Genomic DNA, 17024 nt, shown 5'->3' with positions numbered 1-17024 from the left:
GGAAGATCCCGGGCCCCGATGAAGTTAGTAGAAGCGTGAATGACATCGGGGCACGGGAAGCGGCCGCAGACGGAGCGGCACAAGAGGTGGACGCGGTCGTCATAGGCGCCGGGCAGGCGGGCCTGTCCAGCGCCTATCACCTTCGCAGGGTCGGCTTCGAGCCGGACCGGGACTTCGTCGTCCTGGACCACTCGCCACGGCCCGGCGGCGCCTGGCAGTTCCGCTGGCCCTCGCTCACGTACGGGAAAGTGCACGGGATGCACTCGCTCCCCGGAATGGAGCTGGCGGGCGCCGACCCCGCAAGGCCCTCGTCGGAGGTCATCCGGGAGTACTTCGAGGAGTACGAGCGGCGCTTCGACCTGCGGGTGCACCGGCCCATCGACGTACACCGTGTGCGCGAGGGCTACGGCGGGCGGCTGCTGGTCGAGACGTCGGCCGGGACCTGGGCGACCCGCACGCTGATCAACGCCACGGGTACCTGGGACCGGCCGTTCTGGCCGCGCTATCCGGGGCAGGACACCTTCCGTGGGCGGCAGTTGCACACGGCCGTCTATCCGGGGCCCGAGGCCTTCAAGGGGCAGCGGGTGATCGTTGTGGGCGGCGGGGCTTCGGGCACCCAGCATCTGATGGAGATCGCTCCGTACGCTGCCGGGACCACCTGGGTCACCCGGCGGGAGCCCGTCTTCCGCGAGGGACCGTTCGACGAGAACTGGGGTCGCTCGGCCGTCGCCATGGTCGAGGAGCGGGTGCGCCAGGGGCTCGCGCCACGGAGCGTGGTGTCCGTGACCGGGCTGCCCGTCAACGACGCCATCCGGCAGGCACGGGCCGACGGGGTGCTCGACCGCCTCCCGATGTTCGACCGCATCACACCGAGCGGCGTGGAGTGGGACGACGGGCGGCGCGTCGATGCCGACGTCATTCTCTGGGCCACCGGATTCCGGGCGGCCATCGAGCACTTGGCGCCGCTGCGGCTGCGCGAGGCGGGCGGCGGCATCCGGATCGAGGGCACCCGGGCCGTCGCCGACCCCCGCATCCACCTGGTGGGCTACGGGCCATCGGCCAGCACGATCGGCGCGAACCGTGCGGGGCGGGCGGCGGCGCGGGACATCAAGCGGCTGCTGGAGGACGTGCCGATCACGGTGTGATGCAGGGGTGGCGCGGGGGCACGCGCCACCCGCCACCCGCCCCGCGCCCCCGCGGGCCGCTAGCCGTCCTGCTTGCTCTCGTCCTTGTTCTCGTCCTTGTTCTCGTCGTTGTCGTCGTTCTTGCTCTTGTTCTTGTTCTTGTTGAACTCCGCCACGTTCTTCTGCTGCTCCTCGAAGCTCGACGTGAAGCGGGTGTCCCCCGGCTTCACCGTCACGAAGTACAGCCAGTCGCCCTGCGTCGGGCTCGTCGCCGCACGCATCGCCTCGTCACCGGGGTTGCCGATCGGAGTAGGGGGCAGACCCATGCGCGTATACGTGTTGTAGGGGCTGTTGATCTTTGTGTCGCGGTCGCGGGTGTTCAGCGTCGAGCGGTTCAGGGCGTAGTTGATCGTCGAGTCCATCTGCAGCGGCATGCCCTGGTCGAGACGGTTGTAGATGACCCGGGCCACCTTGCCCATGTCCGCCTTGGAGCCTGCCTCGGCTTCGATCATGCTCGCGATGGTGACGGTCTGGTAGACGTTCACCGCGTTGCGGTCGGCGCCCGCGGTGACCTGGCCGCCGCTGAACTTCTTGGCAGCCGTGTTCACCATGTACGACAGCACGGACGCGGGGGTCGACTGGTTGCTGATGGGATACGTCGCCGGGAAGAGGTAACCCTCTGGGTTGCCGCCCGCGTCGCTGGGGAGTTTGAGGCCGGCCTTGGGGATGGCCTTCTTCGTGGTGCCGGTCGGCACGCCGAGGGCCTTGTCGACGGCGCCGTACACCTGGCCCGAGCGCCAGCCCTCCGGGATGGTCAGCGACTCGGGGCGCGCGCTGTCGTCCGGGAGCAGCAGCGGCACCGTAACGGCGGTGACCGCCGCGACGGCTCCGGTCGCGATCAGGGCGATCCGCCCCCGACGCGTCAGTCGAATCGTGCCCCGGCGCGGAGTCTTGGTCTGCAGCATGCGGGCACGGTATCCCGCAAATGCAGACATTCCGTGCATATCTTCATTTTGCTGGCTCCAGTTGGGCGTCTCTGCGAACCAGGGCGGCGTAACGACCGTCCTTCTCCAGGAGCTCCTCGTGGGTGCCGCGCTCGGCGGTCCGGCCCGCGTCCAGGACCACGATCTGGTCGGCGCCACGGACCGTGGAGAGCCGGTGGGCGATGGTGAGCGTCGTCCGGTCGGCGGACAGGGCGTCGATGGCATCCTGCACGGCGTGCTCGGTGTGCGTGTCCAGGGCGCTGGTCGCCTCGTCCAGGATGAGCACGGGCGGGTCGCGCAGGATCGTACGGGCGATGGCTAGGCGCTGCTTCTCGCCTCCGGAGAAGCGGTGGCCGCGCTCGCCGACCACGGTGTCGTACCCGTCGGGCAGGGACGCGATGTGGTCGTGGATCTGGGCGGCGCCCGCGGCCGCGACCAGTTCCTCGTCCGTGGCGTCGGGCTTGGCGAAGCGCAGGTTCTCGGCGACCGAGGCGTGGAAGAGATACGTCTCCTGGGACACGACGCCGACGGCCCGGGCCAGCGTGTCGAAGTCCAGGTCGCGCACGTCGACGCCGTCGATCGTGACCCGGCCGCCCGTCACGTCGTACAGCCGCGGCACGAGATAGCTGAGGGTCGACTTTCCGGAGCCCGTGGGGCCGACGACGGCCAGGCTGCCGCCGGCGGGGACGGTGATGTCGATGCCGTCGAGGATCGGGCGGCTCTGGCCGTCGTCCCCGTCGTAGCGGAACTCGACGTCCTCGAAGCGGACTTCGCCCTTGATCTTGTCCAGGCGCACCGGGCGCTCGGGCTCGGTGATGTCGATGGGCAGGTCCAGATACTCGAAGATGCGCTGGAAGAGCGCGAGCGAGGTCTGGATCTGTACGCCGGTGGAGAGCAGGCTCACGGTGGGCCGGAACAGACCCTGCTGGAGCGAGACGAAGGCGACGAGCGTGCCGATCGAGACCGTCGGCCCGCCCATCTGGAAGGCGAGGCCCGCGGTCCAGTAGATGACGGCGGGCATGGCGGCCATGACGATCGAGATGACGGCCATGCGCCAGCGCCCCGCCATGTTCGACCGGACCTCGAGGTCGACAAGACGGTCGGACTCGTCGGAGAAGGACTTGGTGAGCGAGTCGGCGCGGCCCATCGTGCGGCCGAGCAGGATGCCGCTGACCGAGAGCGATTCGGTGACCGTGGCGGCCATCGCGGCCATCTGCTTCTGGCGCTGCGTGGCTATCTTCTTGCGCTCGCGGCCGACCCGGCGGCTGATCCACACGAAGACGGGCAGCAGGAGCAGCGAGACCGCCGTGAGGCGCCAGTCGAGGGCGAGCATCGCGACGATGGTGGCGATCACGCTGGTGAAGTTCGAGACCAGGGAGGTGGCGGTGGAGGTGACCGTCGCCTGCATGCCGCCGATGTCACTGGCGATGCGGGACTGGACCTCACCGGTGCGGGTCCTGGTGAAGAAGGCGAGCGACATGCTCTGAAGGCGGCCGTAGACCGCGGTGCGCAGGTCGTGCATGACGCGCTGACCGACAGTGGTGCTGATCAGGGTCTGCAGGACACCGAAGACGCTGGTGACGACCGCGCTGAGGATCATTCCGAGGGCGAGCAGGCTCAGCAGGCCCGTCCGTCCCTGCGGGATCGCGGTGTCGAGGATCTCCTTCAGCAGGAAAGGGGTGGCGACCGAGACCAGGGAGGCGGCGCCGACCAGCAGGCCGACGACCGTGAGGCGGGCGCGGTAGGGGCGGAAGAGGCGCAGGATGCGGCGGATCTGCCGCGGCTGTTCCTCTTGGCCGGGGGCCAGGGGCTGCGGTGTCCACTTGGGTTCGTCGTGACGCATGGGCTCCTACGGGAGGTGAGACGGCGGCCGGCGCACGGGCCGGCGGGGGCAGTCGGCCCACGGCCGACGATGACGGTCGGCAGACATACAGCCGACGATCTGAGGGAGCATAGCTCACTGTTACCTATGCTCACAATGCACAAGGTCCTGATAATGTTCCCGCATGAACACCCCGGACGCAGACGGACTGCTCGCCGAACAGCTGCTGCGGCTGACCCGCAGGCTGCACCGCATCCAGAAGCGCTACCTGGTGCCGATCGGCATCACCCCGGCCCAGTCCCGCCTGCTGCGCACCCTCGTGCACTACGACACGCCGCCCCGCATGGCCGACCTCGCCCAGCGCCTCGAAGTGGTCCCGCGCGCCGTGACGAGCCTGGTCGACGGCCTGGAGGCCAGTGATCTCGTGCGCCGCGTCCCCGACCCCACCAACCGCCGGGTGATCCGCATCGAGCTCACGGACGCGGGACGCAAGGCGCTGAGGGAGCTGCGCAGCGCGCGCCGGGCCGCCGCGGAGGACATCCTGGCTCCACTGGACGCCGAGCAGCGCGAACAGCTTGGCGGCCTGCTGAACACCCTGTTCGATGTGCCGGACGTACGCCGCTGCTGACACCGCCAGACCCGTCCGATCCCGCCGAGGAGAGCTCATGCCGTTCCTGGAGCCCAAGCCGGAATCCCTGCGCCCCGCCTCGCGTCCGGAGGGCCCGGCCCACGACCGGGTCCCGGACCGGCAGGCCAAGGGCACGCCCGAGCCGCTGCGCTCGGAGCTGTCCGCTCTGCTCGGCGCGGACAAGGTCCTGACGAAGATCTCCGACCTCGTGCGGTACGCATCCGATGCGAGCCCCTACCGCTTCGTGCCGCAGGTCGTGGTCGTCGCCGAGGACATCGACGACGTCTCCGCCGTCCTGTCGTACGCGCACGGCAGGAGCCGCGAGGTCGTCTTCCGCGCGGCGGGCACCTCGCTCAACGGCCAGGCCCAGGGCGAGGACATCCTGGTCGACGTGCGCAAGCACTGGGCGGGCGTCGAGGTCATCGGTGACGGCGAGCAGGCTCGCATCGGTCCCGGCACGACCGTCCTGCGGGCCAACGCCACGCTCGCCCGGCACGGGCGCGTGCTCGGCCCCGACCCGGCGAGCGCCATCGCCTGCACGATCGGCGGGGTCGTCGCGAACAACGCGTCCGGGATGACGGCGGGCACCACCCGAAACTCGTATCGCACGGTGGCCTCACTCACCTTCGTCCTGCCGACGGGCACGGTCGTCGACACGGCCGACCCCGACGCCGACGAGGAGCTGGCGCACGCCGAACCGGCCCTGTGCGAGGGCCTGTTGGCGATCAAACGGGAGATCGAGGCGGACCAGGAGCTCACGGCCCGCATCCGCGCCAAGTACGAGATCAAGAACACCAACGGCTACCGCCTGGACGCGTTCCTGGACGGGGCGACACCCGTCGAGATCCTGCGCGGCCTGATGGTCGGCTCGGAGGGCACCTTCGGGTTCATCTCGGAGGTCGTCTTCGACACACTTCCGCTGGACCGGCGGGTCACCACCGCCCTGCTGTTCTTCCCGTCCCTTCCTGCCGCGGCCGCGGCCGTCCCACTGTTCAACGAAGCGGGCGCGCTGGCCGTCGAGCTGATGGACGGCAACACGCTGCGCGCGTCGACCAGCGTCGCGGGGGTCCCCGCCGACTGGGCACAGCTCCCGAAGTCGACGGCGGCGCTCCTCGTGGAGTTCCGCGCACCGGACGAGGCGCGCCAGGAGGCGTACGAAGCAGCGGCCGCCGAGGTCGTCGAGGGGCTCCAACTCGTCACGCCGGTCGCCTCGGTGACCAACGCCTTCACCCGCGACCCGAAGACGATCGGCGGCTACTGGAAGGCCCGCAAGGCCTTCGTGACGGCGGTCGGCGGCTCGCGGCCCTCCGGGACGACGCTGATCACCGAGGACTTCGCGGTGCCGCCGTCCCGGCTCGCCGACGCCTGTGAGGCCCTCCTTGAGCTCCAGACCCGGCACGGCTTCGACGCGGCCGTCGCGGGGCACGCCGCGCACGGCAATCTGCACTTCCTGCTCGCCTTCGACGCGGCCCTTCCGGCGGACGTGGAGCGCTATGCCGCGTTCATGGACGAGTTCTGCAAGCTCACCGTCGAGCGCTTCGACGGATCGCTCAAGGCCGAGCACGCGACGGGACGCAACATCGCCCCGTTCCTCGAACTCGAATGGGGCCCGAAGGCCACGGAGTTGATGTGGCGCACCAAGCAGCTCATCGACCCGGACTGTGTGCTCGCGCCGCGCATCGTCCTCGACCGCGACCCGAAGGCCCACCTCCGGGGCCTGAAGACGATCCCCAAGGTGGAGCTGATCGCGGACCCCTGCATCGAGTGCGGCTTCTGCGAACCGACCTGCCCCAGCGAGGACTTGACGACCACACCGCGCCAGCGGATCGTCCTGCGCCGCGAGATGATGCGCCAGGCGCCCGGCTCCCCGGTCGAGGACGGCCTGATCGAGGCGTACGGATACGACGCCGTGGACACGTGCGCAGGCGATTCGACCTGCAAGCTGGCCTGCCCGGTGGGCATCGACACGGGCGCCCTGATGAAGGACTTCCGGCACGCACGGCACTCGCCGCGCGAGGAGAAGGCAGCTGCCGTAGCCGCCAGGAACTTCAAGACGGTCGAGGCCGCCGCCCGGCTCGCGGTGGCCGCATCGAGCCGGATCAGCGACCGGCTCCTGACCACGGTGACGCGCGCCGCGCGCAAGGCCGTCCGCCCCGATCTGGTCCCCGAGTGGCTGCCGGACATCCCGGGAGCGGCCGCCCGCAAGCTGCCGCGCACCACGCGCGTGGGCGCGAGCGCCGTCTACTACCCGGCGTGCGTCAACCGCATCTTCGGGAGCCCCGGTGACCGCTCCCTTCCGGAGGCGGTGGTCTCCGTCTCCACGCGCGCGGGAAGGCCCGTCTGGATTCCGGACGATGTCGCGGGGACGTGCTGCGCCACGATCTGGCACTCCAAGGGGTACGACGAGGGCAACGCGGTGATGGCCAATCGCATCGTCGAGGCGGCCTGGGGCTGGACGGCGGGCGGCAGGCTGCCCCTCGTGGTGGACGCCTCGTCCTGCACGCTCGGCATCGCGCACGAGGTCGTGCCCTATCTCACCGCCGACAACCGGCAGTTGCACCGGGAGCTGACCGTCGTCGACTCCCTCGTCTGGGCCGCGGACGAGCTGCTCCCCCACCTGACCGTGTACCGCACGGTCGGCTCCGCCGTCCTGCACCCCACCTGCTCCATGAGCCACCTCGGCGACGAGGCCGAGCTGCGCGCCGTCGCCGAGGCCTGCGCGGACGAGGTGGTGGTCCCGGACGACGCGGGCTGCTGCGCCTTCGCCGGTGACCGCGGCATGCTGCACAAGGAGCTGACGGAGTCGGCCACCCGCAAGGAGGCGGCGGAGGTCACCGCCCGCGCCTTCGACGCGCACCTGTCGGCGAACCGCATGTGCGAGGTGGGCATGGACCACGCCACGGGCCGCGCCTACTACTCCGTACTCCTGGAGCTGGAGCGCGCGACCCGTCCGTAGGCGTCGGCAGCGGCTGCTTCGGTAAAGGAAAGTCCAACTCCCTGGCCACTTCGGTCCCTTGCGCCACGCCCATCCCCCCATCAGGGTGGCATCCGTTCCAGCGCAGGCATCCAAGCCACGGAGGTCCGATGCACGACGAGCACGCGATACCGAACCCTGACGAGTCCGCGACCCCTGACGACTCCGCCGACGGCGCCTCCCGCCGTGCCGTGCTCCGCACCGCCGGCCTCGCGGGGGCCGGGCTCGGCCTCGGCGCCCTCGCCGGCGGCACGGCCCACGCCGAAACCCCGCAGGGCGCCTCGGCGGCCACGGCCGCCGAGGCTCCGCCCCGCAAGGGCAAGACCATGATCGGCGTACCGTTCGAGCGGCGTTCCACGGTGCGTGTCGGCATTGTCGGGCTCGGCAATCGCGGCGGCAGCATGATCGACCTGTTCCTGGCGATCCCGGGGGTGAAGGTCGTCGCGCTCTGCGACCCGGTCAAGGACAAGACGGCGGCAGCCGCGAAGAAGGTCACCGACGCGGGCCAGCCCGCCCCGGCGACGTACACCAAGGGCGATCACGACTTCGAGAACCTGTGCAAGCGCGGGGACATCGACTTCGTGTACGTGGCGACGCCCTGGGACTGGCACTTCGACATGGCCAAGACGGCGATGCTCAACGGCAAGCATGTCGGCGTGGAGTGTCCCGTCTCCCTCCAGCTCGACCAGCTCTGGGAACTGGTCGATCTCTCCGAGCGGACCCGCAGACACTGCATGCAGTTGGAGAACTGCTGTTACGGCAAGAACGAGATGCGCGTCCTGCGCATGGCCCACGCGGGCAAGTTCGGGGATCTGCTGCACGGGGCGGGCGCGTACAACCACGACCTGCGCGGCCTGATGTTCGACCCGGACTACTACGAGGGCCCGTGGCGGCGCCTGTGGCACACGCGGCTGCGCGGTGACCTCTACCCCAACCACGGCTTCGGCCCGGTCTCCAACTACATGGACATCAACCGCGGCGACCGCGTCACCCACATCTCCAGCTTCGGCACGCCCGCCCTCGGTCTCGCCGAGTACCGCAAGGCGCACATGCCCGCGGGCGACCCGAGCTGGAAGGAGACGTACATCGAGAGCGACCGCACCATCAGCCTCGTACAGACGGCGAAGGGGCGGGTGATCCGCCTGGAGCACGACGTCTCGACCCCCCACCCCTACAGCCGCATCAACAGCCTCGGCGGCACCAAGGGCGTCTTCGAGGACTATCCCGAGCGCATCTACATCGAGCCGGACCACACGGACGACGAGTGGGGCGACTTCGGCAAGTACGCCGCGGACTTCGACCACTGGCTGTGGAAGGAGCACTCCAACCCGCCCGGCGGGCACGGCGGCATGGACTACATCATGATCTTCCGTCTGATGCAGACCATGCAGCTCGGCCTGGTGCCGGACTTCGACGTCTACGACGCCGCGGTCTGGACGTCACCCGTACCCCTGAGCCATCTGTCGATCAAGGCGAAGGGCGCGCCGCAGGCGATCCCGGACTTCACTCGCGGGCTGTGGAAGAAGGAGCGTCCGGGAGTGGACTCGGAGAAGCCGCAGGCGTAAGGGACTTGGGCCCGGCGGTGCTCTCATCGGCGCCGCCGGGTTCCTCCGTGGTCGCAGTCGGTTCCGCCTGCTCCGTCGGCTCCGCCTGCTCCGGTACGAAGGCGATCTCTCCGGAGAGGACCTTCTTCGCCCGAGCCGTGTCGAGGGCGCCCTCCCAGCGCGAGACCACGAAGACGGCGACGCAGTTGCCGAGCAGGTTCGTGGCGACGCGCATGGCGTCCATGATGCGGTCCACGCCGAGCAGCAGGGCGACCGCGCCCGCCGGAATGACCCCGAGCGCGGAGGCGGTGGCGGACAGCGCGAGGAACGCCGAACCGGGCACGCCCGCCATGCCCTTGCTGGTCAGCATCAGGACGAGGACGACGGTGATCTGCTGGCCCAGGCTCAGGTCCACGCCCACGGCCTGCGCGATGAACAACGTACCGACGGAGAGGTAGATCGAGGCGCCGTCGAGGTTGAAGGAGTACCCCGTCGGCAGGACCAGGCCCACCGCGTCGTCGCGGCAGCCCGCCTGGCGCAGCTTCTGCATCATGCGGGGCATGACTGTCTCGCTGGAGGCCGTGCCGAGCGCGAGCAGCATCTCCTCGCGCGTGTAGCGGACGAACTTCCACAGGCTCAGGCCGGTCAGCGCCTTCAGGGCGACGCCGAGCAGCACGAGGAAGATCAGGGCCACCGCGTAACAGACACCGATGAGCTTGCCGTACGTCGACAGGGCGCCGAGCCCGTACTCCCCCACCAGGTGCGCGGTCGCGCCGAACACGGCGAGCGGCGCCAGCTTCATGATGAAGCCGACGATCGCGAAGACGATCTCCTGGCCCTGCTCGATGGCGGGCAGGATCGCGGGGACCTTCGTGTTGCCGAGGTGCAGCAGGGCCGCGCCCACCAGGCAGGACAGGACGAGGACTTGGAGCAGCGAGTTCTCCGCGAAGGCGCCGATCGCGCTGTCGGGCAGCGAGTGCAGGATGAACTCGCTCGTCGAGGGCAGTTCACCGCCGCCCGTCTTCTCGTCGACGGCCGAAGCGTCGAGCGTGGAGGGGTCGACGTTCATTCCGGTGCCGGGGCCGACGAGGTTTCCTGCGACCAGGCCGACGACGAGGGCGACCGTGGTCGCGACCTCGAACCAGATGAGAGCCTTGAGCCCGATGCGGCCGAAGGCCTTGAGGTCTCCGGCCTTGGTGATACCGGCGACGACCACGCAGAAGACGAGCGGGGCGATCATCGCCTTGATCAGACGTACGAAGCCGTCGCCGAGCGGTTGGACGGCGGTGCCCGCGTGGGGCCACAGCCGTCCGACGAGGACTCCGATCACCAACGCGCAGGCGACCTGCGCGAACAGTGAGGTACGCAATGTGCGTGCTACGCGTCGCGGCAGGGACGGTACGGACTGCGGCACGGGCACTCCTGTAGTGAGACTTCATGTGACTTCTGCCATACGGAATTTTCTTTCCGCGAGGCGTCACTATGGCGGAGTGCCCGCTTCCGCAAAAGACCTCCAGATCACATCGGCGTAAATCTTGGATCTTGCTCCAAATCGCGGGAGCGGAGCGAGGAGTTCAGCAGCGCAGCCGGTTCACCGTCAGGGTCCCCTGCTCGGTGGCCAGCGTGCGGTCGTAGCAGCCGCCGTCGCCGTACGCGCGATAGCGCTCACGGGACGTGCCGACGGCGTGCCGGTCCTCGCGCGGGACGTTGGCGGTGTACGTCGCGTCGCCTTCGTAGCGGTCGTCGGTGACCGAGCGGGCCGTGCGGCGCCCGTCGTTCGTGATGACCGTCTCCGCGCGGTCGCCGAGGGCGATCTCGGTGCGCAGCCGGTCCCCGGCGCCGAGCGTCGTCGTGCCGTCCACCGTGTAGGTCCGGTCGGTGCGGGTCGCACGTCCGTCCCGGGTGACCGTCTCGCGGTCGGTCCAGGTGGACTTGAGCGCGTCGGTGGACTCGCCCTCGGTCCAGCGGTGGACGGAGGTGTTAGCGAGCGCGCGGGTGACGGTCGTCTCGACGCGGCCGTGGGAGGTGTCGACGTATCCCGAGACGCTGAGCCGGTGGCTGCCCCGGGTGTCGAGCCGGTGCTCGCGCTCCGGCGAACCGGGCGTGTACGCCGCCTTGTTGGCGAGGTCACCCGCCTTGTGCGCGGTCAGCTTGCCGGTGACGTGCTCGCTCTGCTCGTCCTGCCAGACCAGGATGTTGGTCGGGGTGTGCCAGCCGGTCGTGGCCTCGGGGCGGCCCGCGACGGACACCTCCACCTGGTGCGGGCGGCCGTCGTTGAGCAGCCCGGCGAAGGGCGTCAGGTCGTACTCGATGGGCTTGATGTCGAAGGCACGGGGCCCGGGAATCACGTACCACAGGAAGGGGTTGGACCAGCCGCCCGTCCACACGGTCGGGAACGGCGTGGCGATACCGGCGAGTTGGCCGTCGACCGTGACCTGCACCTCGCGGTAGGGCCCGTCCTCGGCCTTGCAGGAGTACGGCGCCGCGTCCGGGACCGTCAGGTACCAGTACTCCTCGCAGCCGCCGCCGGAGCCGGTCGCGTAGACCTCGGCGACGATGCGCTCACTGTTGCGCGGGGTGGTGAGGGTGGTGCCGTCGCCCAGCGGCAGAACGCGGTCCGGGGGCACCTGCTCGCGCTTCGCGCCGCCCTTCTGCGCCGCGTAGAACGTGAGGGTCGCCTTGACGTCGATGATGCCCGTGTACGTCTCGTTGACGACGTTCCCGATGAGCATCTCGACCCGCTGATCGCGCCCCAGGGTCTCGCGGTAGCGCGTGACGTCCTTCTCGACGGACCAGGTGATGCCGTCGGCGGACGGCTCGGGAGTGGACGTACGGAAGACCTCGACGCCGCCGATGCGGAGATAGCCGAGGCGGTCGTACTGCCGCCCCTTGACCTTGCCGTCGAGGCGCAGGACCACCTTGCCCCAGTCGCCCGCGCCGCACTTCCCGGGTGGGCTGTAGGCACCTTCGTAGGGCGTGAAGTCCTTGAACTGGGCCTCGGCCACGGTCACTTCGCAGGACTTGGTGTGCGGCTTCGGGACGGGCGGGGCGGCGGTGACCGGGTCGTGCCAGTCGTTGCCGAACTCCGGTGGGGGCGTGTCCGCCGCCGCCGGGCCCGCGCTGAAGAGTGTGCTCGCCGCGAGGGTGACCCCGGCGAGCATGGACATGACGCGTCTTCTCATGGGGGATTTCTACGGCGAGTCGACGATCACCGCTAGCCCCTGCTCACCCCTGCTCGCCCCTGCTAGCCCCTCAGGTTCGCCTCGTCGCCCATCACCACGACCGGATGCTGCTTCGGGTCGAGGTTCTTGAGCAGATACTCCATGCCCTGCTTCGACAGGCTCACGCAGCCCGACGTCCCGCTGCCGTGGTCCATGTGCAGCCAGATGCTGCCGCCCTTGGACTGGCCCTGGGGACGGGTCGGGTCGTTGGGCGGGGTGCCCTTGGCGCGGTTGTAGTCGATGGCGATGACGTAGTCGAAGTCGTGCCAATGTGTCTTGGCCCAGTAGTGCGGGGCCTGCATCGACGTGCTCTGGGTGTACGGGAATCCGGCGCCCGGATCGGCGAGGACACCGCCCGCGTCGGTGAGCGTGAAGACGCCGACCGGGCTGCGCTTGTCGTTCTCGCGGTGGTCGGTGGTCCAGCCCTTTTTGCCGTTGTGCGCGGCCCAACTGCGGGTCTTGTCCCATGTCGAGCCGGACTTCTCGTACAGGACGACGGTGGACTTCGCCGAGTCCTCGCCCTCTCCATAGACCGCGACGACCTGCCGGGAGTTCTTGGGGATCTTGTTCTGGAGGCGGTCGCCCACGTCGGGGATGCGCTTGAGATCGGTCGTCGCCGACGCCTCGGCTCTCTTCGCCCGGTCCCCGCCCGCGTCGTTCTTCCCCCCGGTCTTCGCCCTGTCGTCCGCAGTTCCACAGGACGTCAGAAGAACACCGCAGGCCGCGACGGCGGCCGCCGCTCGCACCGCACCGGCTATACGCATCCGTCCATGGTCGCACCCGGTTCCGGCGAGCCGTCCCGGCGCCCGGTCCGGGGCGGAGAAGGGGCCGAATCTTTACTCCCCGACGGAAAATCGTTTGCTTCGCGCCACCGTCCGAGGCGAACCTTTCACGGCCTGTTACCGCCGCTCGATGTCAGTCGGCTCCGTCCGTGGAGCTGCTCCTCCGCCGTTCACCACCGTCCGTTCACGCCGGCACGCTCCGCCGAACCGACGGTCTGTCTTCCGACCCTGGGACGTCACACGTCATGCAGATTCGCGACCTTCCGTTCTCCGACCCGGGCATGCCGGATGCCCGCTCGGGCCCTCACTTCCTTCGCTGGCTCGGGCGCAACCAGCTCGACGGTCAGCTGAAGTCACTCGCCTGGGGCCTCCTGCACTTCGGCTCCATCGCGGTTCTCCCCTACCTCGTCGGCTTCTCCGTGCAGGCCGTGATCGACCGCTCAGGGGAACGGCTCGCCGTGGCGGGTGCGGTGATGGCGCTGTGCGGCATCGCCATCGCCCTGGGCGACACCATGCTGCACCGCACGGCGGTCACCAACTGGATCACCGCTGCCGCCCGCGTCCAGCAGCTCCTGGCCCGAAGGACCGCGCAGCTCGGCTCGGCGCTCACGCGACGCGTCGCCGCCGGTGAGGTGGTCGCGGTCTCGACCGGTGACGTCGAGAAGATCGGCTGGTTCGTGGAGGCGATCTCGCGGTTCACGGCAGCCGCGCTGACGGTCGTCCTCGTCTGCGTGGGGCTCGTCGTGTACGAGCCCGCCCTCGGCGTCGTCGTCGCGGTGGGTGTCCCGGTGCTCGCGCTCGCCGTGCTGCCGCTGCTTCCGCGCGCCACCCGGCGGGCCGATCATCAGCGGGAGAAGGCCGGGCGCGCCACCGAGCTGGCCTCGGACACCGTGGCGGGACTGCGGGTGCTGCGGGGCATCGGTGGCGAGGAACTCTTCCTCGACCGCTACCGCAGCGCCTCGCAGGAAGTGCGTACGGCCGCCGTGCGCAGCGCCCGCATGTGGGCGGCGATCTCGGCAGTACAGGTGCTGATGCCGGGGCTGCTGTTGATCGTGGTCGTCTGGCACGGCGTGAACCTCGCCCGCGAAGGCCGGATCACCATCGGTGAACTGGTCACCGTCTACAGCGCGGTCACGATGCTGACCTACCCGTTGCGGCACTTCGAGGAGATCGCGATGGCCTACAGCTTCTCGCGCCCCTCGGCCAAGCGCGCCGCCCGGGTGCTCTCCCTCCAGCGCACGACGCATGCCGGTGACGAGCAGACGGCGGGTTCCGAGCATGCCCGTGACGGCGCCGAGACGCCCACGGGTGATCTCTACGACCCGGCGACCGGGCTCCTCGCCCCCTCGGGACGTCTCACCGCCGTCGTGTGCGGCGACCCGGACGAGGCGGGGCGGCTCGCCGAGCGCCTCGGCGGGCACGCGGCGTTCGACGACGCGGAGGAGCTGCCGTCCGTGCTGCTCGGCGGGGTACCGCTCGACGAGGTGCCGCTGGCCACCGCCCGCACCGCCGTCCTCGTACAGGACAAGGATCCGGTCCTGCTCTCCGGCACGCTCCGCGCCCTCCTCGACGTACCGGCGTCGGGAGCCGTGAGCGCCGACGACGCCCTGCAGGCCGCGCAGTGCGCGGACGTCCTGGACGCCCTGGCGCAGGCTTCGGTGGACGAGGCCCCGCTGGACGCCCATGTCACCGAACGCGGACGCTCCCTGTCGGGCGGGCAGCGGCAACGGCTCGCGCTGGCCCGCTCGTTGATCACCGACCCCGAGATCCTGGTGCTCGACGAGCCGACGTCCGCCGTCGACTCGCACACCGAGGCTCGGGTCGCCGAGGGCATCAAGGGTCTACGCAAGGGACGTACCACCGTGGTCCTCACGTCGTCGCCGCTGCTCCTCGACCGGGCCGAGCGCGTGGTCTTCCTCCACGGGGGCGAGGTCGCGGCAGTGGGCGAACACCGCGAACTGGTGCGGAGCGAGCCGCGCTACCGGGCGGTCGTGACGCGCGAGACGGACGAGGAACAGGCGCCTGTGGCGCTGGACGACATCAAGATCGGCATCGACATCGAGGAGACGGCATGATCGGCCTGGCGCCACCGGAATACGACCCGGCGGCCCCGACCACCGCGGACACCCTGCCCGTCGGCGCACCCGCGACGGTCGGAGCCTACGTACGCGAGCTGGCCAAGCGGCACCGCCGGGCCTTCGCCCTGCTCATCACGGTCAACACTTGCGCCGTGATCGCCTCGATGGCTGGTCCCTACCTGCTGGGCGATCTGGTCGAGAACGTCACGGACAGCGCCCGCGACCTCCATCTGGGGCGCACCATCGGCCTCTTCACCGTCGCCCTGCTCGTGCAGGCCCTCTTCGTCCAGCAGGTGCGGCTGCGCGGCGCGATGCTCGGTGAGCGGATGCTGGCCGATCTGCGCGAGGACTTCCTCGTCCGTTCGGTCGGGCTGCCGCCGGGTGTGCTGGAGCGGGCCGGGACGGGGGACCTGCTGTCGCGGATCACGACGGACGTCGACCGGCTCGCGAACGCCATGCGGGAGGCGGTTCCGCAGCTCGCGATCGGCGTGGTGTGGGCCGCGCTCCTGATCGGCGGTCTCGCCGTGACCGCGCCGCCGCTGGCGCCCGCCATCCTCGTCGCCGTGCCGCTCCTTGTCGTCGGCTGCCGCTGGTACTTCAAGCGGGCGCCGTCCGCCTACCGTTCGGAGGCCGCGGGATACGCCGCTGTCGCCGCGGCCCTCGCGGAGACCATCGACGCGGGGCGGACGGTGGAGGCACACCGTCTCGGGGAGCGCCGCGTGGAGCTGTCGGAGCGCCGCATCAAGGAATGGACGGCGTGGGAACGGCACACGCTCTACCTGCGCTCCGTCCTCTTCCCGGTCATCACCTTCACCCACACCATCGTGCTCTGCTCCGTCCTGATGATCGGCGGCGTGTTCGTCCTGCAGGGCTGGATCGGCGTCGGTCAGCTGGCCACGGGCGCCCTGATCGCGCAGATGCTCGTCGACCCGCTGGGGATCATCCTGCGCTGGTACGACGAGCTGCAGGTCGCCCAGGTCTCACTGGCCCGCCTCGTGGGCGTACGTGACATCGAACCGGACGCGGGCGACGGTTCCGTCGCTCCGGACGGACGCGAAGTGTTCGCGGACGACGTGCACTTCGGCTACCGCGCGGGCGTCGACGTCCTGCGCGAGGTGTCACTCGCCGTCGCGCCGGGTTCGCGTGTCGCCCTGGTCGGCCCGTCCGGCGCGGGCAAGTCCACGCTCGGCAGGCTGCTCGCCGGGATCTACGCACCGCGCAACGGTCACGTGACGTTGGGCGGCGCGGAGCTGTCGGCCATGCCTGCCGAGGAGGTCCGCTCCCATGTGGCGCTGGTCAACCAGGAGCACCACGTCTTCGTGGGCTCCCTGCGCGACAACCTCCTCCTCGCCAGGACCGGGGCGCGGGACGCCGAGCTGTGGGCGGCGCTCGGCGCGGTCGAAGCGGACAGCTGGGCACAGGCCCTGGGCGAGGGCCTGGACACCGAGGTGGGCTCGGGCGGCTTCGCCCTCACCCCGGCACAGGCCCAGCAGATCGCGCTGGCCCGCCTGGTCCTCGCCGACCCGCACACCTTGGTGCTCGACGAGGCGACGTCCCTCCTCGACCCGCGCGCGGCACGCCACTTGGAACGCTCCCTCGCGCGCGTCCTGGACGGCCGCACGGTCGTGGCGATCGCCCACCGCCTGCACACCGCGCACGACGCGGATGTCATCGCGGTGGTCGAGAACGGCCGGATCAGCGAGCTGGGCAGCCACGACGAGCTGGTCGGGGCGGGTGGCGCGTACGCGGCGCTCTGGCGGTCCTGGCACGGGTGATCTGGCGGTCCTGGCACGAGTGAGGTGTGCTCCCCGTTTGCTCCCCGGCTGAAGCCGGGGGGCCGAGGGGGCCGGGGGGATCTGTGGTCGGGC

The 17024-nt window shown here is 70.2% G+C and carries 11 protein-coding genes; 6 read left to right on the top strand and 5 right to left on the bottom strand.

Going from position 1 to position 17024, the window contains the following annotated elements:
* Positions 1–35 precede the first annotated feature (35 nt).
* Complete coding sequence (locus tag ABD378_RS22260) at positions 36–1145, top strand: NAD(P)-binding domain-containing protein (RefSeq protein WP_344522844.1); 1110 nt, start codon at positions 36–38, stop codon at positions 1143–1145.
* A 59-nt stretch (positions 1146–1204) separates the two neighbouring features.
* Here the strand turns inward: ABD378_RS22260 and mltG are convergent, their stop codons facing one another.
* Positions 1205–2086, bottom strand: a complete 882-nt coding sequence (mltG, locus tag ABD378_RS22255; RefSeq protein ID WP_344522944.1) for an endolytic transglycosylase MltG — start codon at positions 2084–2086, stop codon at positions 1205–1207.
* Between the two features lie 46 nt (positions 2087–2132).
* Positions 2133–3950 carry an ABC transporter ATP-binding protein gene (locus tag ABD378_RS22250; RefSeq protein WP_344522842.1) on the bottom strand — a complete coding sequence of 606 codons (1818 nt, stop codon included), beginning with the start codon at positions 3948–3950 and terminating at the stop codon, positions 2133–2135.
* 163 nt (positions 3951–4113) lie between these two features.
* Between ABD378_RS22250 and ABD378_RS22245 the strand changes: the two genes are divergently transcribed.
* The 3 genes from ABD378_RS22245 (at position 4114) to ABD378_RS22235 (ending at position 9096) form a co-directional block, all read left to right on the top strand.
* Positions 4114–4557 (top strand): MarR family winged helix-turn-helix transcriptional regulator, encoded by a 444-nt coding sequence (locus ABD378_RS22245; protein WP_344522840.1) that lies wholly within the window; start codon positions 4114–4116, stop codon positions 4555–4557.
* Between the two features lie 37 nt (positions 4558–4594).
* Positions 4595–7513, top strand: a complete 2919-nt coding sequence (locus tag ABD378_RS22240) for an FAD-binding and (Fe-S)-binding domain-containing protein (RefSeq protein ID WP_344522838.1) — start codon at positions 4595–4597, stop codon at positions 7511–7513.
* 128 nt (positions 7514–7641) lie between these two features.
* Positions 7642–9096 carry a Gfo/Idh/MocA family protein gene (locus tag ABD378_RS22235; protein WP_344522836.1) on the top strand — a complete coding sequence of 485 codons (1455 nt, stop codon included), beginning with the start codon at positions 7642–7644 and terminating at the stop codon, positions 9094–9096.
* Here the strand turns inward: ABD378_RS22235 and ABD378_RS22230 are convergent.
* The 3 genes from ABD378_RS22230 to ABD378_RS22220 form a co-directional block, all read right to left on the bottom strand.
* Positions 9035–10489 (bottom strand): cation:dicarboxylate symporter family transporter, encoded by a 1455-nt coding sequence (locus ABD378_RS22230; RefSeq protein ID WP_344522834.1) that lies wholly within the window; start codon positions 10487–10489, stop codon positions 9035–9037. The two genes, ABD378_RS22235 and ABD378_RS22230, sit on opposite strands and share 62 nt — an antisense overlap.
* A gap of 160 nt (positions 10490–10649) precedes the next feature.
* Entirely contained in the window at positions 10650–12257 is a 1608-nt protein-coding gene (locus tag ABD378_RS22225) for a peptide-N4-asparagine amidase (RefSeq protein ID WP_344522832.1), read from the bottom strand.
* 62 nt (positions 12258–12319) lie between these two features.
* A complete protein-coding gene (locus ABD378_RS22220) occupies positions 12320–13060 on the bottom strand; it encodes a L,D-transpeptidase family protein (RefSeq protein WP_344522830.1) in 741 nt (246 codons plus the stop codon).
* A gap of 263 nt (positions 13061–13323) precedes the next feature.
* On the opposite strand from ABD378_RS22220, the gene ABD378_RS22215 reads away from it, so the two are divergent.
* Positions 13324–15153: an ABC transporter transmembrane domain-containing protein gene (locus ABD378_RS22215; protein ID WP_344522828.1), complete on the top strand. Its 1830-nt coding sequence runs from the start codon at positions 13324–13326 to the stop codon at positions 15151–15153.
* Positions 15150–16931, top strand: coding sequence for an ABC transporter ATP-binding protein (locus tag ABD378_RS22210; protein ID WP_344522826.1), 1782 nt, complete (start codon positions 15150–15152; stop codon positions 16929–16931). Before ABD378_RS22215 ends, ABD378_RS22210 begins: the two co-directional genes overlap by 4 nt.
* Positions 16932–17024 lie beyond the last annotated feature (93 nt).

The organism is Streptomyces rectiviolaceus, assembly GCF_039533825.1.
Lineage (GTDB): Bacteria > Actinomycetota > Actinomycetes > Streptomycetales > Streptomycetaceae > Streptomyces > Streptomyces rectiviolaceus.
Note: the sequence above shows the minus strand (reverse complement) of the source record. Positions and strands in the feature narration are given on the sequence as shown.